21 protein-coding genes are annotated in these 22339 nt (G+C 41.4%); 14 read left to right on the top strand and 7 right to left on the bottom strand.

Annotated elements, in window-relative coordinates:
- Positions 1–25: 25 nt before the first annotated feature.
- Entirely contained in the window at positions 26–1345 is a 1320-nt protein-coding gene (locus DC083_RS03385; RefSeq protein WP_109188861.1) for a capsule biosynthesis protein, read from the bottom strand.
- Positions 1346–1881: 536 nt separating this feature from the next.
- On the opposite strand from DC083_RS03385, the gene dnaE reads away from it, so the two are divergent.
- Positions 1882–5361, top strand: coding sequence for a DNA polymerase III subunit alpha (gene dnaE, locus DC083_RS03380; protein WP_109188860.1), 3480 nt, complete (start codon positions 1882–1884; stop codon positions 5359–5361).
- A 70-nt stretch (positions 5362–5431) separates the two neighbouring features.
- Entirely contained in the window at positions 5432–6145 is a 714-nt protein-coding gene (gene sfsA, locus DC083_RS03375) for a DNA/RNA nuclease SfsA (protein ID WP_109188859.1), read from the top strand.
- 374 nt (positions 6146–6519) lie between these two features.
- Here the strand turns inward: sfsA and DC083_RS03370 are convergent, their stop codons facing one another.
- Entirely contained in the window at positions 6520–7038 is a 519-nt protein-coding gene (locus DC083_RS03370) for an adenine phosphoribosyltransferase (RefSeq protein WP_109188858.1), read from the bottom strand.
- 549 nt (positions 7039–7587) lie between these two features.
- On the opposite strand from DC083_RS03370, the gene DC083_RS03365 reads away from it, so the two are divergent.
- Positions 7588–8184: a hypothetical protein gene (locus DC083_RS03365; RefSeq protein WP_109188857.1), complete on the top strand. Its 597-nt coding sequence runs from the start codon at positions 7588–7590 to the stop codon at positions 8182–8184.
- Between the two features lie 47 nt (positions 8185–8231).
- Here the strand turns inward: DC083_RS03365 and DC083_RS03360 are convergent, their stop codons facing one another.
- The gene (locus DC083_RS03360; protein WP_026879021.1) at positions 8232–8438 is read right to left on the bottom strand and encodes a DUF3079 domain-containing protein; all 207 of its coding nucleotides are present in this window, start codon (positions 8436–8438) and stop codon (positions 8232–8234) included.
- A 230-nt stretch (positions 8439–8668) separates the two neighbouring features.
- On the opposite strand from DC083_RS03360, the gene lipA reads away from it, so the two are divergent.
- From lipA to mutT, 9 genes are all read left to right on the top strand, one after another.
- Positions 8669–9637 (top strand): lipoyl synthase, encoded by a 969-nt coding sequence (gene lipA, locus DC083_RS03355; RefSeq protein ID WP_109188856.1) that lies wholly within the window; start codon positions 8669–8671, stop codon positions 9635–9637.
- 66 nt (positions 9638–9703) lie between these two features.
- Complete coding sequence (locus tag DC083_RS03350) at positions 9704–10975, top strand: glutamate-5-semialdehyde dehydrogenase (protein WP_109188855.1); 1272 nt, start codon at positions 9704–9706, stop codon at positions 10973–10975.
- Positions 10976–11156: 181 nt separating this feature from the next.
- Complete coding sequence (gene grxD / locus DC083_RS03345) at positions 11157–11489, top strand: Grx4 family monothiol glutaredoxin (protein WP_109188854.1); 333 nt, start codon at positions 11157–11159, stop codon at positions 11487–11489.
- A 282-nt stretch (positions 11490–11771) separates the two neighbouring features.
- Positions 11772–12404: a uracil phosphoribosyltransferase gene (upp, locus tag DC083_RS03340; protein ID WP_109188853.1), complete on the top strand. Its 633-nt coding sequence runs from the start codon at positions 11772–11774 to the stop codon at positions 12402–12404.
- Positions 12405–12981: 577 nt separating this feature from the next.
- On the top strand, positions 12982–14916 hold the full coding sequence (locus tag DC083_RS03335) for a lytic transglycosylase domain-containing protein (protein WP_109188852.1): 1935 nt from the start codon (positions 12982–12984) through the stop codon (positions 14914–14916).
- On the top strand, positions 14906–15451 hold the full coding sequence (locus tag DC083_RS03330; protein ID WP_109188851.1) for a DUF2726 domain-containing protein: 546 nt from the start codon (positions 14906–14908) through the stop codon (positions 15449–15451). The genes DC083_RS03335 and DC083_RS03330 overlap by 11 nt, the downstream gene beginning before the upstream one ends.
- 153 nt (positions 15452–15604) lie before the next feature.
- Positions 15605–15892, top strand: a complete 288-nt coding sequence (locus DC083_RS03325; RefSeq protein WP_109188850.1) for a GIY-YIG nuclease family protein — start codon at positions 15605–15607, stop codon at positions 15890–15892.
- A 139-nt stretch (positions 15893–16031) separates the two neighbouring features.
- On the top strand, positions 16032–17228 hold the full coding sequence (locus DC083_RS03320; RefSeq protein ID WP_109188849.1) for a CinA family nicotinamide mononucleotide deamidase-related protein: 1197 nt from the start codon (positions 16032–16034) through the stop codon (positions 17226–17228).
- 32 nt (positions 17229–17260) lie between these two features.
- The gene (gene mutT, locus DC083_RS03315; protein WP_109188848.1) at positions 17261–17686 is read left to right on the top strand and encodes an 8-oxo-dGTP diphosphatase MutT; all 426 of its coding nucleotides are present in this window, start codon (positions 17261–17263) and stop codon (positions 17684–17686) included.
- Between the two features lie 105 nt (positions 17687–17791).
- Here mutT and ruvA read toward each other — a convergent pair whose 3' ends face one another.
- The 3 genes from ruvA to DC083_RS03300 are packed head-to-tail and all read right to left on the bottom strand — an operon-like array spanning position 17792 to position 19650.
- Entirely contained in the window at positions 17792–18397 is a 606-nt protein-coding gene (gene ruvA / locus DC083_RS03310; RefSeq protein WP_109188847.1) for a Holliday junction branch migration protein RuvA, read from the bottom strand.
- Positions 18394–18876, bottom strand: coding sequence for a crossover junction endodeoxyribonuclease RuvC (gene ruvC / locus DC083_RS03305; protein ID WP_026879032.1), 483 nt, complete (start codon positions 18874–18876; stop codon positions 18394–18396). Before ruvC ends, ruvA begins: the two co-directional genes overlap by 4 nt.
- Before the next feature lie 21 nt (positions 18877–18897).
- A complete protein-coding gene (locus tag DC083_RS03300) occupies positions 18898–19650 on the bottom strand; it encodes a YebC/PmpR family DNA-binding transcriptional regulator (protein ID WP_026879033.1) in 753 nt (250 codons plus the stop codon).
- Positions 19651–19924: 274 nt separating this feature from the next.
- Between DC083_RS03300 and DC083_RS03295 the strand changes: the two genes are divergently transcribed.
- Entirely contained in the window at positions 19925–20827 is a 903-nt protein-coding gene (locus DC083_RS03295) for a LysO family transporter (protein ID WP_109188846.1), read from the top strand.
- Between the two features lie 12 nt (positions 20828–20839).
- On the opposite strand, the gene DC083_RS03290 is transcribed toward DC083_RS03295, so the two are convergent.
- Complete coding sequence (locus DC083_RS03290) at positions 20840–21706, bottom strand: hypothetical protein (RefSeq protein WP_109188845.1); 867 nt, start codon at positions 21704–21706, stop codon at positions 20840–20842.
- A 389-nt stretch (positions 21707–22095) separates the two neighbouring features.
- On the opposite strand from DC083_RS03290, the gene DC083_RS03285 reads away from it, so the two are divergent.
- On the top strand, positions 22096–22317 hold the full coding sequence (locus DC083_RS03285; protein WP_109188844.1) for a YgaP family membrane protein: 222 nt from the start codon (positions 22096–22098) through the stop codon (positions 22315–22317).
- Positions 22318–22339 lie beyond the last annotated feature (22 nt).

The following is a 22339-nucleotide window of genomic DNA, read 5'->3' as shown; positions in this document are numbered from 1 at the left end:
TTTCTGTAACCCTCAAAAGATCCCACTAATGATTCATAGAACCATCTCTGGAGTTCAAACTTGTCCTCTCTTCTCTACCAGCCACGGTGTTTTTTTCATTAAACTCAACAACATTCAAATCTTTATAATAAAAATTTCCATTTAATTGCGTCTTACTACGAAGATGATGCAAATAATTCTCAATACGGGAGAGATCTGGTTGATCAGGCTTTTTCCAAAAGCAATCTAGTGATTGAGTTGCCGTCAATCCAGGAATATCATAGTGCGCATCTCCAATCACTTTGACTGGCATTCCATGAATCAATGCCGAAATTCCACTAGTGCTATTTACCACGACCATCCCTAAAGCTTTACGTAGAAAAATAGGCATCGGAATATTAAACACATAATGTACTCGATCCATTACACCAAGGCGCTGTGCCAACTTATCAATAATTCGTTGATAATTACTAAACCCCTTATCCATTGGATGATGCTTTATCACCAAATGTGCCTCTTTAGGAGCATTCTTAGCAAAAGAGTTGATAACAGAACGCAAATGTTGGGCGACAGATTTCCCTCTGCCATGGCGTTTAATTTGACTGTCATTGTGTACTTGTAATGGAAAAATAAAGAATGGATCAAGTTGATTTTTCAATATATTTTTCTTGACTCGAAGATCAGATAGATAATAACGAAGTGTTGTTAATCCAGATAAAAACCATGCATTGATATATGCCCCTAAGCGCTTCTCTCTATGATGCTGGTACCGTGGGAATTTTTTATCTCTTAACCACATATGAAAATAGTAACCACTTGCCATAGAAGCCCGCTTCCAAAAGCCTGATGCAACAGGTTTCGGCACTTGAGATTTGAATGAATTCATTCGTTTAGAGTTTAAGACAGAATTTGAGGATGTCGAATCATACACCGTGCAATCACGGACAATCTGACTACTATAATTGACACCCCATTTTTCAAAAGTGATGTAATGTGGTCGAAGATAACCTTCTTCAAAAGCCCAAAATGAAATTTTATTGGAATAACAATAATCTCTTGCTAATTGATGATAAATTCGACTATCACCAAAACAGACAACGGCATCAATTTGATGCTCTCGAATCTTCGATGCCAGAAATGAAGGAAACTCCTCCACTGCACCCGTAAAATTTACAGCCCCTTCAAGCTCGGGATAATAATGTAAATCTCCGCCATTAAAATTAATTTTACAGACAAATTTATGATGCTCGTTTTCAAGATGATACTTTAAATTGTGAAAAAAAGGACCAACAGGACCTTGCAATAGCAGCACCCGTTTCTTTTTTTCAACAAATTCTTCCCAATAACTATGGAAATCCTGAACCATCCTTGAACCATCCTCGCGCTATCCTTGCGCCTTTTAATGACTTCCTAACTACCCATTGTGTTTTTTATAACTACATAAAAATATTATTTTTTAGATAGAATTAATATTTTTTTAAATGATCAATACTCATCGTATTTAGAACATTATTTAGAAACAGAACCGCTTACTAATTCCCGTTTTACACTGATTCTAAAGAACATTTTTTATTAATTTATTCACACATTATATCATTTTTATTAAAGAAGCGATTCTAGCAAAAAAAAATTCAATTAGGGTAAATTTTAATTAACAACTTATAAAACCTTGTAGAAATTCACGTTAATCACTTGAATATCAATCATTAAATAGATCTTTTCTTTACAGATATTATACCTTTCACCTAATCATATAACGATCTCCAATCTATCGTGATATTGTGATATGATTCTAGCTCTCAGAAAGAGCTTATAAATAGCAATAAGGGCTATATTACTATCTCTTCTTTTCAACTAACCCTGTGAAATTTTGTATCATCTTAGGACTTTCATATATAACTTATGACATTTACACACTTTAATCTGCATACTGAATTCTCCCTTGTGGATGGTATTATCCGCATCAAACCGCTCTTTAGTGCGCTCAAAGAGATGGGAATGACCGCGGTGGCACTTACCGATCTTGGCAATGAATTTGGCGCGATTAAGTTCTATAAAATAGCGATACAATCGGGGATTAAGCCGATCTTTGGATCAGATTGTCTCTTAGCGGATGGGAATGATGAGCTAGGCAAAATCACCGTTATTGCGCAAAATTATACGGGCTATCTCAACCTTGCGGAGCTTTTAAGCTATGGGTATCGGAGTCATCAGATTCGCGGTGTACCCCATATTACTTATGAGAAACTACAGGAATACGCTGAAGGGCTCATTGTTATTGTCGCTAAAGAGAGCCCGGTAGGTAGAGCGCTACTTAATCAAGGAGCAGAGAGTGCTATTGCACTACTGAAGCAACATTTCTCTGCTTTTCTGCCTGATCGCCTCTATATTGGGCTGAAACGTCTCGGACAAGAGAATGATGAGCGCTTTATTACAGAAGTTTTACCGATTGCAGAATCGCTGCAACTACCGGTGATCGCCCTGAATGATGTGCGCTTTATGCAGGAGAGCGATTTCGATGCCCATGAAATCCGTACTTGTATTCAATCAGGGCATTCGATACTCGATCCGAATCGCCCGAAAAACTACTCACCGCAACAATATCTGCGCTCCATTGCCGAGATGGAAGCGTTATTTCACGATATTCCCGAAGCGATGATCAATAGTGCGGAACTGGCGAAACGTTGTACTGTTGAGCTGACCCTTAATAAGCCACAATTGCCGGCATTCCCCATTCCTGAGGGGATGACTATTGAGGAGTTTTTCCGGGCGGAATCTTACCAAGGGTTAGAAGAGCGTATCGGTGCGAAAACAGAAGAGAATCAGCACTATTGGGAGCGACTCGATACAGAGTTAAATGTCATCAATAATATGGGCTTCCCGGGTTACTTCCTCATCGTTGCGGACTTTATTCAATGGGCAAAAGATAATGCGATTCCCGTTGGACCCGGCCGAGGATCGGGTGCGGGTTCCCTTGTCGCTTGGGCACTTAAAATTACCGATCTTGATCCGCTACCTTATGATCTTCTCTTTGAGCGATTTTTGAATCCTGAACGGGTCTCAATGCCGGACTTCGACGTTGACTTCTGTATGGAGGGTCGAGATCGTGTGATTGAGTATGTTGCAAATAAATATGGCCGAGAAGCCGTTTCTCAGATCGCAACTCACGGGACAATGGCGGCTAAAGCGGTGATTCGAGATGTAGGGCGTGCGCTTGGGCATCCTTATGGCTTTGTCGATCGTATCGCCAAGCTGATCCCAATGGATCTCGGCATTACCCTCGAAAAAGCCTTGATGCAGGAACCGGAACTCTTTGATCTCTATAAAGAGGATGAAGAGGTTAAAATCCTGATCGATTTCGCGAAACAGCTCGAGGGATTATCCAAATCAGTGGGACGCCACGCCGGTGGGGTTGTGATTGCACCAACTAAATTAACCGACTTTTCCCCGCTCTATTGTGAGGAAGGGTCATCAGCGCTTGTGACGCAATATGATAAAGATGATATTGAAGCGGCCGGCCTTGTGAAGTTTGACTTCTTAGGTTTACGTACGCTCACCATTATCGATTGGGCGCTCAAAAATATCGAATATAATCGAGGCATTAAAGTGGATCTTCACACAATGCCTCTCGATGATAAGGCCACCTTTCAACTCCTCAAAGCCTGCCAAACAACCTCGGTATTCCAGCTAGAATCCCGCGGGATGAAAGATCTTCTTCGCCGATTACAGCCGGATAACTTCGAAGATATCATTGCATTAGTCGCTCTCTTCCGCCCAGGACCACTCGAATCAGGGATGGTGGAGGACTTCATCAATCGTAAACATGGCCGAGAAGAGGTGATCTATCCATTTCCTGAGCTTGAGCCGGTACTCAAACCCACTTATGGCGTGATCGTTTACCAAGAACAGGTCATGCAGATCTCCCAAATTATCGGGAATTATAGCTTAGGCGGGGCTGACTTACTGCGCCGGGCAATGGGTAAAAAGCTCCCAGAAGAGATGGAGAAGCAGCGTTCACTCTTTATGGCCGGTGCAGAAACTTTAGGCTTTGATGCAGAAAAAGCCGGTCGTCTCTTTGATCTGATGGAAAAATTCGCAGGTTACGGTTTTAACAAATCGCACTCGGCGGCTTATGCCCTGCTCTCTTATCAAACGGCTTATCTCAAAGAACATTATCCTGCTGAATTTATGGCGGCAGTACTCTCGGCGGATCTCGATCATACTGAAAAGATCATCATCATTATTGATGAAGTCAAAGAGATGAAGATCCCCATTATTCGCCCAAGTGTGAATGAATCGAGCTATCAATTTACCGTCAATCAAGCGGGTGCAATTATCTATGGTTTAGGCGCGCTCAAAGGGTATGGGAAAGCGGCCGCGCTACAACTGATTGAAGAGCGAGAAGAGAATGGTCCATATCGTGATCTATTTGATTTCTGTCGCCGAGTGGATCTCTCTAAAACATCGAAACGCGCTATCGAAATTCTCATACGCGCCGGAGCCCTCGATTGTTTAGAGCCTAATCTGAAAACGGTGAGTGATCGCGCGGCTTATCGTGCGCAGTTATTAGCAACTATGCCGGAAGCCATTCGTCTTGCCGATCAACATCGTAAAAATGAATCTTCAGGTCAAGGGGATATTTTTGGGCTATTTGATGATATGCCAGCGGAAGAACCTCAGTATAGCTTACAACCTGCAATTCCGATGAGCGATAATGAACTGCTTCACGATGAAAAATCGGTATTAGGTTTCTTCTTTACCGCGCATCCTGTGGATCAATATCGCCAAGAGATTGAAGCGATGACGACAACCTCTTTGACCAAACTCAAGGAGATGCCGGAACCACAATATCACTCAAGGGCGGTAGATGATAGTGTCATGATTGGTGGCTTAGTAACTGCTTTCTATACGCGCATCAGTAAAGCCGGTAATAAGCTCTATTTTGTTGTGCTCGATGATGGACGTTCGCGGGCCGAAATTCGTCTCTTTGAAGAGATGATTCAAAACTTCGAAGCGCCTATTGAGAATGATACGATCCTCTTTATTCAAGGGGGCTACAATTGGGATTCCTTCAACAATGCAATGACGCTCCGGGCAACGGCGCTTCACTCGCTTGAATCGATGCGTCAGCGTCATGCAAAATATCTGATGATTGAGAATCACAAACCGATTTCACCGCAGGATTTAGCCCAACTATTTGCGCAGCTTACTCCGTATCGGGATGATAATGGATTACAGCTTATCTTTAAATATCATCGCCCTGATAGTGCCGCTGTTTTGCAACTAGAAGAGTTCCGCATTTTACCGCAAGAGACGGTACTGACCGAATTAAAGCGCAACTTTTATCATAACTTACAATTTACTGTCGGCTATGGACAATAATCTATAGAGAAAACTTGGGAAAGAGAGAACCCTAGAAAGAGAATCTAGGAAAAAAGATGGAGCGTATAAGATGAAATTTAATCCCCCTTTAGTGAAAGCCACTTTTCTCAAACGTTATCGCCGATTTTTGGTAGATATTCAAACAGAAAATGGAGAGACCATTACCATTCACTGCCCTAATACTGGCTCGATGATGAATTGTCTACTCCCTAATAGTCCTGCTTGGTACTTACCTTCCACTGATCCCGAACGTAAGACCAAGGGAACTTGGGTCATTGCCACAACGCCCTTTAATCGTATTGCGAATGTGAATACCCATTATGCCAATACGCTGGTAGAAGAAGCACTTGAAGCGGGTATTATTGATCTTGGCAAACCGTATGTAAAACTCCAGCGAGAAGTAAAATATGGTGCTGAAAACTCCCGAATTGATCTCTGTTTAACCCACAAAGATGCCACGCAAACCTATATTGAGGTCAAGAGTGTTACACTCGGATTTGAAGAGAACAAGATCGCCGCATTCCCTGATGCTGTCACAACACGTGGTACTAAACATCTCCGAGAACTCACAGCCCTGGCCGAAGCGGGAACACGTGCCGTATTGATCTTCTGCGTTAATTTAAGTGATATTGAAGCCGTTCGCCCCGCCGACGAGATCGATCCCGCCTACGGAAAAGCACTACGCCTTGCAATAGAAAAAGGGGTTGAAGTCCGCGCCTACCGCACACAGATGAGTCCTGAAGAAATTGTGATTACTGATGAAGTGCCGGTGATTGTGGGGTAATAGATTCGGGGAATCATGAACTTCATTAACTACAATATCAGTACCATTCATTATTTGATGATTTATAGCAAGATCTGTTCAAAATAAGTTTATTTATAGTAATATCGGTTCTAAATAAGCTTATTAAAATGCCGGCGCATCAGCTGTAAAAAGCGAGGAAGCCATTCTATCCGGCATCTTGCAAGTGTTGTTTAGCACAGTTTTATATTCTTTTAAAACCCCACAATAGCTGTTTAAAAGCCATTTTTCTTAAACCAAATTTACTATATAAAAAGAGCGCTCTACTTGAACGCTCTTTCCGCTATTATTCACAATGAAATATTGATCTATCTGATCAATGAATCGCTAAAAACTACTCTAACGATCTATAACGATTAACTCTCATAACTCAATAATGAGTAGACATTTTGCCCCTCTAATACATTCGGACCATGAAGATAGAGAAGATCTGCTAAGAAACAGATGCCGGTAATCGTGGCATTCTCTTTACCGACCATTTCGATAATGGCTTGAATCGTACCGCCAGTCGCAAGTACATCATCGAGAATGACAACTTTATCGCCTTCGTGAACATCCCCCTTATGCATCTCTTGGTAATTATTGCCATATTCTAGAGAGTAAGCGACTTTGTGCGCTTCTCGTGGGAGCTTGCCAGGTTTACGGACTAAGACAAGGCGTTTACCGGTATTAAAAGCAACAGGCGCGGCAAAGATAAAACCGCGAGCCTCAGGGGCGACAATCACATCGGCATCGCATGATTGTACAAACTCACTCATTTTTTCAATCACATATTTAAAGGCTTCCACATTATTCAAAAGTGGGGTTACATCCTTAAAATCAACGCCTTCAGCTGGAAAGTCTTGAATGCGAGCGATATATTGTTTGATGTCCATACAGAAGTGTCCTAATCGAATAAAATTAAAAATTGATGATAAATTATAGTTAGTACCCACTATAACGAAGAGTATTCAATAAATGCAATATCCTATTGAGTAGATCATATTGCAGATCCATATTGTAAATCAAATACTCGCTATATGAGCTAACTACTAAATTACAAACAATATTCACTATAACATTTTCCAGATTATTCGTCAGTTCACTAAATGCTTTTTCCCGCACCATAAGATGAGATTTCATCTTTATTCGATCAATTACTCTCCCATACTCATTTCCAATGACAATAATCTACGTGAATAAAAAATGTTTATTTACAATTCACAAAATACAACTTTAAATTAAAGATGTAACAATAGAGTAATGACTATTCTCTATAAGATTAATCTAGAGCATCAATCCCTTGCGCTTTTCTATCATTAATAATGGATATATTATTCTATGAATTCATCATCTAACCTAACCACTCTCTTTCTAGTATAAACAAAGATTTTCCTTTGATAAAAATCAGCTTCTATTACCAATAATAAACCAGAGGAAAGTTCATGTTATCACACCTCATTCAACGAGATACCAAAGTATTAATCACCTACCCATTATTAACTATTATATTAACACCTGTGATTTATTGGCTGGCAACAATGTCTACTTACAGCCTTCCGATCATCGAGATTGGTCAATTAATACTCTTGATAGCGGGCGCTTTTGTATCACTATATTTTGCTACCAAAGATCATACAAACCGTATATTCTGGCTCTGGGCAATGATTTGGTGGCTTATTTTAGCAGGCAGAAGCATCAACTGGGGACGACTCTATATTCCTGGATATCCTAGAGAGTATTACCGTGCTATCGGTGCAACACTAATACTATTTCTCTCTTTTCCCTTCTGGAATCAGCGATATCGCAGATCATTCCTAACCACTTTAAAAACTTACGGCATTCCTTGCAAGATTATTGTGACACTCGCCATTCTATTTTTGATGATTGATCAAATTGAACAACAACGATTAATATTTCAGTGGTTAAAAGACTCTATTCCACCAGTGAATACAGAACTGTTAGAAGAGATAGTGGAACTCTTTTTCATTGTTTGTCTTTTTGAATGTATCCGTTTTTACCGGCGTAAAATAACATATTAAACGTCCCAAAACAGCCACATAATAGGGATATTGGAATATACCCGACATTACACCAACTCAATATACTCAAGCTCTTCTGGCGTTAAAGATTCATACCAATCTTCGCCGAAGAGCTCACAAGGATGTTGTGAACGTTCGCTCCCATTCCCGCACATCATCTTATCGGCGGCGCACAAACGATCACAGCCCCAACAGATCCGTTCAGGGCGCTTAGGATTTTTAGGAATTCGCTGCTTTTTCCGAGGATTTTGCATCGTCTCTCCTTTTAATATTACATTGAGAATCCACATCACTGACAGTGGCGCTTGTGACTAACGCTGATGACTCTAACATTGATATCTATTCGATAGATTACAGAGATAAATTATACCGCAAACTCATTATGTTACAAAAATTCAAAGCGATTAAAGAAGTTGATCGCTTAACAATCAATCGTTCCCTGCTATACTGTTTGACAATTGATAATAGGTAGGGCTTAAGTAAAATGACAACAACGACAACTGAACAAAAACAAGGCCGATTAGCTCAAGGGGAAAAACTTCGTGGTGCCGATAAAACTGCGCGAATCCCGATTAAAGTAATCTCTGTACCGAAAGAGGAGCGGATACCGAAACCTAAATGGATTCGGGCGAAGATTCCATCAGGCAAGCGCTTCGATGAAATTACTGCGATGTTACGGGAGCATAAATTACACTCGGTTTGCGAAGAAGCGGCTTGCCCAAATATTGGTGAGTGTTTCAATCAAGGTACTGCCACCTTTATGATTATGGGCGATATCTGTACCCGCCGCTGCCCATTTTGTGATGTGGCTCACGGTCGTCCTAATCCACTTGATAGCGAAGAACCGAAACGCCTCGCGCAATCAGTCAAGCTTCTCAATTTAGATTATGTCGTCATTACTTCTGTGGATCGGGATGATCTACGTGATGGTGGCGCCGGTCACTTTGCCGATTGTATTCGGGAGATTCGGGCAGTTTCGCCAAAGACCAAAATTGAGATTCTAGTACCCGATTTCCGCGGACGTATGGATATCGCGATCGATATCTTAACGGAAACACCGCCAGATGTTCTTAATCACAATATGGAAACGGTACCAAGACTCTATAAGCAAGTTCGCCCCGGTGCAGATTATATGCATTCGCTTGAACTGCTCAAAAAATTCAAAGCTCGTAATCCTGAAGTCCCCACAAAATCTGGGCTCATGGTCGGTGTCGGCGAAAGTGATGAAGAGATGATCGAAGTGATGGAGATGATGCGAGCACACGATATTGAGATGATCACCATCGGGCAATACCTCCAACCATCCGGTGGCCATCTAGCAGTTGAGCGCTACGTCACACCAGAAACATTTAAGATGTATGAAGATACGGCGTATAAGCTAGGCTTTAAGCTTGCGCATATTGGTCCTATGGTACGCTCAAGTTATCATGCCGGCGATAAAACGCTTGTGTAACCACTTGTTATTTCACAATTTTGTATCATACTACGACTCTATTACATCTTAATAAAGGAAGTCCTTATGTCGATAACAGATTACTGGAACGAACTCGGTCAAAAGGCTCGCAGTGCCTCAGAAAAATTACTCCTTGCTAATTCTGGGCAAAAAAATGATCTGCTCCAAGCACTCTATGATGAGATTATCAGCCATAGTGCTGAAATCGAGGCGGCAAATCGGCAAGATATTGAAGCTGCCAAAACAGCACAATTGGATGCGGCATTTATCGATCGACTGCAATTGACGACTAGCCGCATTGAAGCAATGGCAGAGGGAGTTAAAGAGATGATTGCGCTCCCTGATCCTGTCGGTGAAATGACCGATATTAAAGTACGCCCTTCTGGCATTCAAGTAGGAAAAATGCGAGTACCATTAGGGGTGATTGGCATTATCTATGAATCTCGCCCTAATGTGACCATTGATGCAGCGGCACTTTGCTTGAAATCGGGGAATGCGGCGATTTTACGAGGAGGCTCTGAAGCCTTTCATACTAATCAATATTTAGCGACTCTGCTCGCTAAAGCGCTTGAAAAAGTGGGATTACCGGCGGAAGCAGTACAAGTGATTAATACGACTGATCGGGCAATCGTAGATCTCATGATTACCTCTAATCAATATATTGATGTGATCATTCCTCGAGGTGGAAAATCCCTTGTTGAACGAATTAATGCCAAAGCTACTGTGCCGGTAATCAAGCATCTTGATGGTATTTGTCATACTTATGTGGATAATGAAGCTGATTTAGAAAAAGCTTGGCGCGTAGTCGATAATGCTAAAACACAGCGATATGCACCTTGTAACACTCTAGAGACACTGCTGATTCATGAGAAGATCCTCAAGCCTTTTCTGCCGGAAATGGCGACAATACTTGTGGAGAAAGGCGTTGAAGTACGTGCTTGTAATCGAGCCCTAACACTTCTCAAAGAGCATAATATTCCAGCGATTATCGCCATAGAAGAGGATTGGCATACAGAATATTTAGCACCGATTATCGCCATTAAAGTAGTGAAATCGATGGAAGAAGCGATCACTCATATTAATCATTATGGCTCTCATCATACAGATGTCATTTTGACCGAGAATTACAGTAAAGCCACCTACTTCCTCCGTGCAGTGGATTCTGCTTGTGTCATGATCAATGCATCTTCCCGCTTCTGCGATGGTTTTGAATTTGGCCTTGGCGCCGAGATTGGAATCTCAACCGATAAAATTCATGTGCGTGGTCCTGTGGGATTAGAAGGATTAACTTCTCAAAAATATATTGTTTTAGGGCATGGTGAAATTCGGACTTCATAAATTCAGGTTTCACCCTCTTACATCTCCTTATGACTTGAATATTGAGAGAAACATCCCTATTAAGTCCTATATCATAAAAGAATGTGTAGTATCACGATCTCGATCAAACTTCGGCGATAATCTGCACCTTTTATCAATAACTGCTAAAATAGCCTCGTATTTTAACTAGGAGTACATAACAATGACTGAACAAGCAACACTCGACAAAATTCATCGCCAAGTTACAGAAAATCCTGTGGTGATCTATATGAAAGGTAGCCCACAATTCCCAATGTGTGGCTTCTCAAGCCGTGCAGCGCAAGCATTAGCAGACACAGGTCTTCCTTTCTCATTCGTAAATGTGATGGATGATCCTGCTATTTTTGAATTTTTACCTAAATATGCAGAATGGCCTACATTCCCACAAATCTACATCGGTGGCGAATTAGTCGGCGGATGCGATATCGTTTTAGAATTAGCTGAGCGCAACGAACTCAAGCAGATGATGAACGATGCTATCGAAAATCAAAAATAAGAATCTACAATAAGAACCTGTGATCATGTGATAGTCGATATTCGTAACTGCTTCATTGAGTATCACAAATATCACATTTTAAAAGATTCTCAAAAGACCCATTGCAAAATGGGTCTTTTATTATATCCCTGAGTAAATAATGAGCATATTTCAAAGTGCTACGATAGTTTGCGCAACAAATTACATGAGAATCTATAACACATCACATCAATACCTCGCTATAATAGCCTCAAATATCTATTCTAAAGATATCGGTCAGTCATTAGTGGTAAGGAGTCAACCATGAAACAAGTATTTGAAATTAAACATCCTCTTGTCGTCCATAAGATCGGCAAGATGCGTAAAGCAGAGATCTCTACTAAAGATTTTAGAGAGCTTGCGTCTGAAATAGCACAATTATTAGCGTATGAAGCGACTAAAGATTTAGAAACTGAAAAACGCACTATTCAAGGCTGGGCCGGTGATGTTGAAGTTGAACAGATTAAAGGTAAAAAAATCACGATCGTCCCGATTCTTCGGGCCGGTATTGGTATGCAGCAAGGTGTTTTAGAGCTGATCCCTGGAGCAAGAGTCTCTGTTGTTGGATTTGAACGTGATCATGAAACATTAGAACCTCGGGCTTATTATCAAAAGCTGACCACACACATGGAAGATCGAACAGCGCTCATTATCGATCCTATGCTTGCCACCGGCGGCACAGCCATTGCAACCATCGATCTACTAAAAAAGGCGGGTTGTAAACATATCAAAGCCCTCTTTTTAGTGGCAGCACCTGAGGGAATTGCGAAACTCCATGAGAACCATCCTGATGTGGATATCTACACCGCCTCTGTAGATCAAGGCCTTAATGAAGATGCTTATATTCTTCCGGGTCTAGGCGATGCCGGCGATAAGATTTTTGGTACTGTAGAGTAGATCTAAACACGCTTATCCCTCGTTTGAATACATAACGCTTGAATCAATCCTCTTTAACATTATTAAACCGTCGATTGATTCAAGCTTCTATTGATATAGTAAATTGGGTTTAAGAAAAATGGCTTTTAAACAGCTATTGCGGGATTTTAAAAGAACGTCAAACCTAACTTACCAACACTTGCAAGATACCGAATAGAACCGCTTCCTTGCCTCTATCAGCTATTGTGCCGGCATTTAAATAAGCTTATTTTGAACCCATATTACTATCAATAGATCTTCGCAGGCTAATAGCACTAATAAGCAGATGAGTAGCCTCTTCTCAAGAGTTTATATAAACAATACTCACTAAGGAAAAGTACTTCTCATTACGCCTATACTATTTTTGACATTTATTGAAAATTTCTCATTTTCTCACGCCATTACGCTCCCCTGATCTCCCTGATAATTCCCATTTTAACGATCTTTCGTACTATAATATAATCAGTAAGTTACGATTATTTGTTTAAAATTCTGCCCATTTAAAGGATAATAGAACCTTCATTCCCTTTTACACCATTTGTAAAGAGACGAGATATATATGATTCCTCTGTTTAGAAAAATCCCTTTATTTACCAAATCAGTGATGCTTCTGCTACTGTTAAGCACACCGACTATGAGCTTCGCACTTGAAGAGAGTGAAGATCAATGGTTTGTGGCCGGTAAAAAAGCCATTATTAAAAAAGATTGGGATCAATACCAACTCTACCGAGACAAACTGAGCGAATCCACGCTTCTGCCCTATCTTGAGTTTTACTATTACCAAGAACGAATCGATGATAGCGATCCTCAAGAAGTGTTAGACTTTGCCGATCGCTATGCGAATGAACCTTTTGCGAATACACTTAAACTGGTACTTTTCAAAGATCAAGAGCGCAAGAAACACTCGCAATTTATCCTCGATAATGCGCAATTTGCCAATACCTTAGGGCTTCGCTGTTATCTCTATAATGCGCAATTACAACAATCGATTTTAGATCTGAATGAGTTTGAACAAGAGTGGGTTGCACAATTACAACTCCCTTCGGGATGTGCTGTTGTGGAGAAATTTTGGCTAGAGAAAAATCAAGATAGCGGACTCGTCAAAGATAAGATTGAGAAATTACTACAAGCTGGCCGACTCAGTAAAGCAAAAGAGCTTCTCCCCTCCTTACCGGAGGAGAAACAGGCTTACTATGAGTACTTTATCAACTTACTAGAATCACCGAGCGACCTATTGAACATGGAAGTCTTCTACCCTGAGGGAGAAAATCTCTATGCGAAAGTATTGCAAAAATGGTCAAGTCAAAATTCGCTACAAGCGGAAAAGGGACTCGAATTTGCTCATGCACATAATCTCCTCTCAAAAGAGGATTATATTACCCTGCGTAATCGTATTGCCGTATTCCAAGCGGGTCGAAGCGATGTTGTCGCACCGCTCGATAAAATCCTTGAGATCCCAAGTGATGAACGAGATGATCAAGTCTTGCAATGGGGATTCCGTTTAGCTGCGAAAGAGGGGAATTACCCTATCGCCCTAGCCCTACTCTCAAATCTCTCACCAGAAGCTCAAAAAGAAGATGTTTGGCAGTATTGGTTAGCACGCAGTTATGATGCTGTCGGAGATCATGAGCAAGCAAAATACCATTATGAACAGATCCAAAATGAACCCACGTTCTATGGTTTTCTAGCGGCTGATGAGCTTCATCATAAATATGAAACTATTCAAGCCATCTCTGCTGAGAAGATGAAACCGCAAGTGGTGCCTCTTAATAATCGCTTCTCTATGGCATTATTACTCGCGAAAGTGAATGAAGAGTATTTCAGTCGTAGTAAATGGCAGGAAGCGCTTCGAAATAGCAATAAAATAGAACAAGCAGCAGGAAGTGTTGCAGCCTTTGATGCAGGGTTTTACAATTTAGGGCTACAAGCTGCGGCAAGAGCTCGAGTTGAGGGAGGGTTACCTTATCGTTATCCAGTGGCTTATACAGAGATTATCGAAAAATATAACGATCATTTTATTACAGAACCTATTGTTTTAGGCTTAATTCGTCAAGAGAGCCTCTTTCATGAAAAGGCCAAATCACCCGCAAGCGCTTATGGTTTAATGCAACTACTCATTCCTACAGCAGAAAAGATGTCTTCAACGCTGAATGAAGAGGAGCGTAGTTCACTCTATGATCCTGATGCCAATATCCGTTATGGCATTACCTATCTTAAAACTTTACAAAATAATGTAGGTCAATGTATCCCTTATATGCTCGCAAGCTATAATGCCGGGCCTCACAATGTTAAGAAATGGCTTCCCGATAACGATCAAGAGGTTGATATGGCGCTGTGGATTGAAACTATTCCATTTTATGAGACTCGTGGCTATGTCAAAAATGTTTTAAGTAATGCTATTATCTATCACACGCTTAAGGAAGAGCCACATCGTTTAAGGGACTATCTCAACTGTACAACCACATCAACCGAGGTGACGAGCAATGCTCCTTAAGTTACTCTTTATTGTTATCATTATTGCCGGCGTTATTATCTATTTTAAACGCAAATGGGCACCGAAAGAGCCAACCATCATTGATCGTCCAACGCCGGTCTCTTGGTATAAATCAGCGCCCTCACTCTTTACACCTGCAGAGCAGTTATTTCTTTCAAGTTTAGAGACAGCGCTTCATGGTGTACCTGTTAAAATCTTTGGAAAAGTGCGTATTGCCGATATTTTAAAAGTACGTCCGGGACTTGCTAAAAGCGACTATCAAGGGGCTTTTAGCAAGATCTCAGCTAAGCATGTAGACTTTGTGCTTGTAAATCCACTGACAACAGCGCCGCTTCTTGTGATTGAATTAGACGATAGTACACATGATGCACAGCATAGAAAAGTACGGGATGCCTTTGTTGATGAAGCGATGTATCAAGCGCAAGTTCCCATTTTGCATGTTCCACTTCGCCCACGCTATGATGAAGCTAATCTACGTGCACAAATCGTAGAGATTCTCAGACAAGGCAGCGATTATCGCCATCAAGATCTTTAGCAGCATTTCATAATATAGTAAGATCAGTTCAAAATCGGCTTATCAAAAGGCCGGCGCATCGATTATAAAGAGCAAGGGGACTATTCTAGTGGGTATTGTGCAAGTGTTGTTGAGTAAAATTGATTCAATGATAATGATTCAACGAAGACTGAGATGAAAATTACCTATCCGCAGCGGCACTATTTCTATGTATTAGAGTGCAATGATCAGAGTCTCTATACCGGTTATACTCCTCAATTAGAGCAACGTATTGCGACCCATAATGCCGGCAAAGGCGCAAAATATACCAAAGTCCCTGCTCGCCGTCCGGTACGCCTCTGTTACTACGAAATTTTTTCGACAAAACAAGCGGCCATGCAACAAGAGTATGCTTTCAAAAAGCTCACAAGAGCTCAAAAGATTGCCTACATTGAAGCCCATCAATCAACAGCAGACGGGTAAAGAAGAGAATAGATCAAAATTGCGCTTCCCATTCGGAATACTCCTCAGATGAATTGTCAACATTGCCCATTAAGTTGCGGTAGAATGATACTCTAATTAACAATATCTAATTAACAATATTCTGATTAGGGGATAGCAAATGAAAGCAGAGATTATTGTCAGTGGTTCAGAAATGCTCTTAGGACAATCCATTGATACCAATGGCCCTTGGATTGCACGCCGACTTAGTGAAATCGGCATTGATTGCCATTTTAAAACTACTGTGGGTGATAATCTCCATAATATGGCGACTACTTTTAGTCGTGCTTTAGAACGTGCTGATGTTATTCTCTGTACGGGTGGCCTTGGACCAACACAAGATGATATTACGAAAGAGGCTCTTGCCGAAGCAGTTCAGCGTCCATTGATCTATGATGAAGCGCTTGCCGAGATCATTCGCGATAAATTCCGCAAGCGTAATCGAGAGATGTCTGACAATAATCTACGTCAAGCATACTATCCTGAGGGTGCGCATATTTTAGAAGCCTTTCCTGGCACAGCACCGGGTGTTCATCTACAAATTGGCGAAAAGCATATCTTTTTAATGCCTGGTGTTCCGTCAGAAATGAAAGTAATGATGCGCGACTCAATTCTTCCCTATCTCTCCCAATTACTGCCTAAAATTGAACGAGTCTATACTCGTACGCTTCGCTGTTGGGGAAAAGGCGAATCCGATATCTCGGCACTATTAGCCGATATTAATGATGAACTTGATCACCTACCTAACCCTAAACTCTCTTTCTTAGCTTCCGGTATTGAGGGTATCCAGGTACGTTTTTCTGCAAAAGCGGATTCAGAAGCGCGTGCAATGGCTCTCATTGAACCCTTTGCACAACGCGCACAGAAAATCTTAGGGAACCTCTGCTTTGGCGAGGGAAAAGCGAGCATGGAAGAAGCCGTTGCAGAGTTACTTGAATCTAAAGGCTTAACACTTGCGCTCTTTGAATCCTTTAGTGAGGGGATGATCTCGATGCGCTTAAATGAGAAGAGTGCAACAGAACATTATTTCCGAGGTGCTTGGATCGAGAGTCGACATCAAGCACTCTCTATTGAGCGCTATAAAGAGAAATTAGCCTATATCCAATCGCTTAGCAAAGCTGATATTGTCGCTACAGTGCATGGTGAAGCGCATAGTTATAACAATATGACATTAACACTCCTCTGCCAACAAGGGGAAGCACTATTAGAGAAAACGATGATTATTCCCCATTTTAATGAGCATGATACCGTCAGTTTCTCAGTCATCAACTTACTGAATATGATTCGCCTCTCTCTTTTAGGTGCATTAGATCAGTAGTCACTATCCCCCATTAACAACAAAGATTCACTATGACTCAAGCTAATACAACCGCTCAAAATCCTGCCGATATTCGTGTCGTTGCCGCTATTATTTGGAATCAAGATCGCAGCCAAATTCTCCTCAGTCGCCGGAAATCCACTCAGGAATTTGCCGGCCTTTGGGAATTCCCCGGCGGGAAAGTTGAGCAAGATGAGGCGGATCAAGTAGCGATGATTCGGGAATTAGAGGAAGAGCTTGCAATTGAAGTCACAGAGCTCTCCCTTGCCCTTCAATTTCGTTATGATTATCCGCATAAATCCATTGATTTCATAATCTACGATATTACCCAATTTACCGGCGAACCTATCGGTGCTGAATTTCAAGAAGTAGCCTGGTTCTCAAAAGAAGAGCTCTCATCGCTCCCCTTTCCTGAAGCCAATCAAAGAATGATTGAGTATATTTTGACCTCACCATAATAGGATAACAGGCGCTTGCATATATCAATTATAAAAAAAGCGGGATATTTCACTCCCGCTCAGCAATAGATAATCTTAATTTTCCAACGTTTTAAATAAAGCGCCCTACAACTTCAGCGCCAATGGAATAATCATCTCCAGTGTTAAGCCGGGTTTAGCGACCTTCATCACCCGTTTTTTCGCTTCGGTTTGGTTATAGCCTAAGCTCACTAAGGCTTCAATCGCATCATCTGTAATCATTTGAGGATCTGTCATAATAGGCTCAGTGCCCCCTAGAAGATCATCAAATCCTGCTGCAGGAGCGAGATTTTTCACTTTATCTCGTAACTCGATAATAAGACGCTCTGCTGTTTTCTTACCCACACCGGGCACCTTCGTTAAACTCGCTAAATCATCGCGGTTAATAACACGATAGAGCTCTTCGGCCGATAGACCTGAGAGGATCAATATCGCACTTTTAGGGCCAATGCCGGAAACTTTAATTAGAAGCCTGAACGCTTCTCGTTCTTTAGGGCTTGAAAAACCATATAACAAGCTTGCATCTTCCCGAACTACGTGGTGAATGGTGAGTTGCACCTTCTCGCCCTCTTGTGGTAATTGCGCAAAGCTACTCATCGGCAATTCTACTTCATAGCCAACACCGTTGACATCTACTAAGGCTTGATTCGGCAGGCGTTTTTCTGCCAAAATTCCTGTTAATCGTCCAATCATAATAATCCTTCCATTCTTCGGTGAAATGCGTGTGTAAGTGCGGCAGCTAACGCATCAGCCGCATCTGCTTGGGGTTTACGATTGAGTTTCAATAGACTCTGCACCATATGTTGCACTTGTGCTTTCTCCGCGTGCCCTTGCCCTACAATCGTCTGCTTAATCCGCGTGGCCGCATACTCTACCACTTCAAGCTCGGCCATCGCGGCCGCACAGATTGCAACCCCCCGCGCTTGTCCTAATTTCAGGGCCGATTGGGGATTTTTATGCATAAAAACCTCTTCGATAGAGAGCACTTGTGGCCGATAGAGTGCAATGAGCTGATCAACACCTTGAAAAATCGTTAATAAGCGTACTGACATAGGGGCTTTCGTATCCATACGAATACAGCCGGAGTCCACATAACGTGGCTTCCGGCCGCTAATATCGATGACACCATAGCCCGTAATACGTGAGCCTGGGTCAATCCCTAAAATAATCATCGATAATACTCGATTACAGGATTACTTGAAGATTTCCGCTAAGATCTCATCTGAGATATCAGCGTTAGAGTAGACTTTCTGTACATCATCAAGATTTTCTAATGCTTCCACCATCGCCATCACTTTCTCGGCTGCTTCAGCATCAATTGCGACATTATTATCCGCATATTGTGTCACTTCAGAATCTTCAGGCTCAAAACCTGCTTCAACCATTGCATTATGCACTTCTGCATAGCTTTGTGGCGTAGTTAATACTTCGATAGAACCATCATCATCTACTACCACATCTTCAGCACCGGCCATAATCGCCGCTTCTGTAATCCCATCTTCATCAGAGCCTGCAGGATATGATAAAACACCTAGTTCTCTAAATTGGAATGCCACAGAACCATCGGTTCCTAAATTACCGCCATATTTAGTAAATGCGTGACGCACTTCGCCGGCAGTCCGGTTACGGTTATTCGAAAGGCAATCCACCATTACGGCAACACCACCGGCACCATAACCTTCATAACGAATCTCTTCATCTGGTGGGCCATCTGAGATACCAAGACCACGATTAATCGCTCTCTCAATAGTATCTTTTGGCATATTAGCGCCATACGCTTTATCAACCGCTAAGCGTAAGCGAGGGTTTGCGTCAGGATCGCCGTTGCCGGTTGCTCGCACAGCAATCGTAATCTCACGAATTAATTTGGTGAATATTTTCCCACGTTTTTTATCCTGCGCACCTTTACGATGCTGGATATTTGCCCATTTACTATGACCTGCCATATTTAATCACCCTTATTTTGACAAGAGAAGAAAAGAGGGCATTTTATCATAAAAAAGCGCACAATAACTATCATTACTATGATAATCCCGATCATTTATTGATTAATATACAAATTGTTCTACTTGTTCTACTCATCCTACTCCCTCAATGATTGCTCAACAGAGATTTCCATTATTTTCCGCTGCAATATTTCACTTAACTATTTTACTTTAAGCACATCACTGCTATCCTCTCTACTCGGCTCTCTGATTTTGAATGGATATAGCAAAAGATATGTTACAAACGCTCCTTTGGGTTCTGCTCCCGCTCTTTCTTGGCTTTGCCATTCCACTTAAAAATAGACGTTTGATTCGATTGGTCGATCAGGCGCTGATTGCATTGATCTATCTTGTACTCTTTATTATGGGGCTGAATCTCTCTCTGATTCCTGATCTTTGGAATCAATTGCAATCGATATTTGGGAAAACTGCGGTTTTTATCATCGCTATTTTAGGCCTAAATATGGTAACGCTTCTCTATCTCGATAAACTGCTTCCTTTTAAAATCAAAGGGGATCGACCGCCACAAGGTTCTACTTGGCACTCTCTCTTGGGCTCTTTTAAATTAATCGGCACCATTATTCTAGGGTTAATTGTAGGATTACTGGCTAATCAATATGTCAAAGTACCGGAACATCTTGCGGAAGTCGCTATTGTGATTCTCCTTGCTTGTGTCGGTCTACAGCTACGGGCAAGCGGCATTCAACTTAAAGCGGTGCTCTTTAATCGTTATGGGTTAATCTTAAGCTTCTTTTTTATTATCTCCTCCTTTGTCGGCGGTATCATCGCGGCGCTCATTTTGCAAATGCCGGTAGTCCAAGGACTAGCTATTAGTTCTGGTTTTGGCTGGTACTCGCTCTCGACCATTATTCTCCAAGATGCACAAGGCCCTATTATGGGCTCTATCGCTTTCTTCAATGACCTCTTTCGAGAGTTCTTCGCCTTTATGATGATTCCGCTATTAATGGCACGTTTTCCACTGACCTCGGTAGGTTCTGGGGGTGCAACCTCTTTAGATTTTGTACTACCGGTTATTCAGCGCGCCGGCGGGCCACAAGTGGTGCCCATTGCCATCAGTTTTGGGTTTATTACCAACCTATTAGCGCCGATTTTCCTCGTCTTTTTTGCAAATCTATAAATAAGACAAATACTACTGAATCAGGCCGGAAAATGGATCATCTTTGGCTGATTGTGGTGATTGAGCGCCTTTACTATTGGCAGCACTTGTTGATGTCGGTGTTGTGATATGATGATTCGCTTTTTCGGCAATCGGTTCAGGGGCTTGCGCTAATACCGCTTCTGCCTCTTCACGTAATTCATCATCAAATGCTTGCGCATAATCTGACGTTTCAAAAGTATTCGCTTTCGCAAATTGTTGTTTTAGATGTTCTCTTAGTTCTTGGCGTTGACGGCGCAAACTTTTCCGAGCTTTAAAGAGCACAATACCAAAGATCAACTCCACTGCGACAATCAGTATCGCAAAGAGTAACGCACCTGTACTAAAGCTCATAAAATCTTCTTGATAGAATCCTTCATACAGTAATCGACCAATGCCCATTCGCCCAATAATTCCGGCGATAACCACTGCGCTAATAAGGGAAATAGCTAACTGCCGAGCACTGCGAATAAATTGTATGGCAAAGCCTTCCTCTTCCGCTCGATCAATGAGATTTTGTAGCATAAAATATGCAAAACGCAATGCGCCCCATCCCATCAGCAAGAGTTGCAACATCTGATCAAAAGGTAACATATTGCCGTAATAACCGAGTATTACAATGAACATAAATAGGATAATAAAAGGATAATCTCCCAATAACATCACCGCAAAACGTAAAATACCAGAGATCAGACGGATAAGTGGACTCTGCCCTCGACGTAATCCTGCAAGTAATAACCCAAGTAGAGAGCCGGCAATCAAACTCACAAAAAAAGCCCCGAACAGAAGTGATATTGCCTCTCCCACAAGGCGCTGTAATAATGCTTCTTGCTCAAGCCAATAATCAAAAAATGGATGCATAATCCCTCTCATCATATTCAATAGGTTGATATTGTGTTACAGATTCCGCCAATAGATCAATAAAACCATCTAATTTTACCACTCTTTCACATCAAATAGAGTTATTTCTGAATAAGTTACGCAAACCGCAACAAATCATCATCGCAATACTTGACACTTGTCTGCTCACCTCATACTATGACTTAGACTATATATAATTTTATATATTATTAAAGTTATATATTACTTAGACCACAAATATACTCTAAGATCCTTGCCTACTAACCTGCTGATTGAGATATTGAATGATGTTTTCAACCACGATTTCAGTCGCTCTATTTAGGCAATATTGCACCCTATTCATATTCGTAACATTATTTTAATGTCAACCACTTCTTGAGGAATTCATTATGCAAAAGAATATCGGTTCTACTGATTCAATCATCCGTATTATTATCGGTCTTATTCTCTTAAGTTTAGTATTTATCGGTCCTAAATCACTTTGGGGATTAATCGGACTTGTCCCGCTACTCACCGGTATTTTCCGTTACTGCCCGCTCTATCCGGTATTAGGGATTAATACTTGTAAGAAATGTGCAGAGAAAGATGCAGAAACAAATGTTGAGAAATAACCCTCCATTACGCTCTTCATCT

This window comes from Ignatzschineria ureiclastica (assembly GCF_003121845.1).
Classification (GTDB): domain Bacteria; phylum Pseudomonadota; class Gammaproteobacteria; order Cardiobacteriales; family Wohlfahrtiimonadaceae; genus Ignatzschineria; species Ignatzschineria ureiclastica.
This window is presented reverse-complemented; position numbering and strand designations above follow the sequence as displayed.

What these genes read in the sequence shown, in the direction of transcription:
- DC083_RS03385 (WP_109188861.1), bottom strand. Translation starts at nt 1,345, where the DNA reads ATGGTTCAGGATTTCCATAGTTATTGGGAAGAATTTGTTGAAAAAAAG.
- dnaE (WP_109188860.1), top strand. Translation starts at nt 1,882, where the DNA reads ATGACATTTACACACTTTAATCTGCATACTGAATTCTCCCTTGTGGAT.
- sfsA (WP_109188859.1), top strand. Translation starts at nt 5,432, where the DNA reads ATGAAATTTAATCCCCCTTTAGTGAAAGCCACTTTTCTCAAACGTTAT.
- DC083_RS03370 (WP_109188858.1), bottom strand. Translation starts at nt 7,038, where the DNA reads ATGGACATCAAACAATATATCGCTCGCATTCAAGACTTTCCAGCTGAA.
- DC083_RS03365 (WP_109188857.1), top strand. Translation starts at nt 7,588, where the DNA reads ATGTTATCACACCTCATTCAACGAGATACCAAAGTATTAATCACCTAC.
- DC083_RS03360 (WP_026879021.1), bottom strand. Translation starts at nt 8,438, where the DNA reads ATGCAAAATCCTCGGAAAAAGCAGCGAATTCCTAAAAATCCTAAGCGC.
- lipA (WP_109188856.1), top strand. Translation starts at nt 8,669, where the DNA reads ATGACAACAACGACAACTGAACAAAAACAAGGCCGATTAGCTCAAGGG.
- DC083_RS03350 (WP_109188855.1), top strand. Translation starts at nt 9,704, where the DNA reads ATGTCGATAACAGATTACTGGAACGAACTCGGTCAAAAGGCTCGCAGT.
- grxD (WP_109188854.1), top strand. Translation starts at nt 11,157, where the DNA reads ATGACTGAACAAGCAACACTCGACAAAATTCATCGCCAAGTTACAGAA.
- upp (WP_109188853.1), top strand. Translation starts at nt 11,772, where the DNA reads ATGAAACAAGTATTTGAAATTAAACATCCTCTTGTCGTCCATAAGATC.
- DC083_RS03335 (WP_109188852.1), top strand. Translation starts at nt 12,982, where the DNA reads ATGATTCCTCTGTTTAGAAAAATCCCTTTATTTACCAAATCAGTGATG.
- DC083_RS03330 (WP_109188851.1), top strand. Translation starts at nt 14,906, where the DNA reads ATGCTCCTTAAGTTACTCTTTATTGTTATCATTATTGCCGGCGTTATT.
- DC083_RS03325 (WP_109188850.1), top strand. Translation starts at nt 15,605, where the DNA reads ATGAAAATTACCTATCCGCAGCGGCACTATTTCTATGTATTAGAGTGC.
- DC083_RS03320 (WP_109188849.1), top strand. Translation starts at nt 16,032, where the DNA reads ATGAAAGCAGAGATTATTGTCAGTGGTTCAGAAATGCTCTTAGGACAA.
- mutT (WP_109188848.1), top strand. Translation starts at nt 17,261, where the DNA reads ATGACTCAAGCTAATACAACCGCTCAAAATCCTGCCGATATTCGTGTC.
- ruvA (WP_109188847.1), bottom strand. Translation starts at nt 18,397, where the DNA reads ATGATTGGACGATTAACAGGAATTTTGGCAGAAAAACGCCTGCCGAAT.
- ruvC (WP_026879032.1), bottom strand. Translation starts at nt 18,876, where the DNA reads ATGATTATTTTAGGGATTGACCCAGGCTCACGTATTACGGGCTATGGT.
- DC083_RS03300 (WP_026879033.1), bottom strand. Translation starts at nt 19,650, where the DNA reads ATGGCAGGTCATAGTAAATGGGCAAATATCCAGCATCGTAAAGGTGCG.
- DC083_RS03295 (WP_109188846.1), top strand. Translation starts at nt 19,925, where the DNA reads ATGTTACAAACGCTCCTTTGGGTTCTGCTCCCGCTCTTTCTTGGCTTT.
- DC083_RS03290 (WP_109188845.1), bottom strand. Translation starts at nt 21,706, where the DNA reads ATGCATCCATTTTTTGATTATTGGCTTGAGCAAGAAGCATTATTACAG.
- DC083_RS03285 (WP_109188844.1), top strand. Translation starts at nt 22,096, where the DNA reads ATGCAAAAGAATATCGGTTCTACTGATTCAATCATCCGTATTATTATC.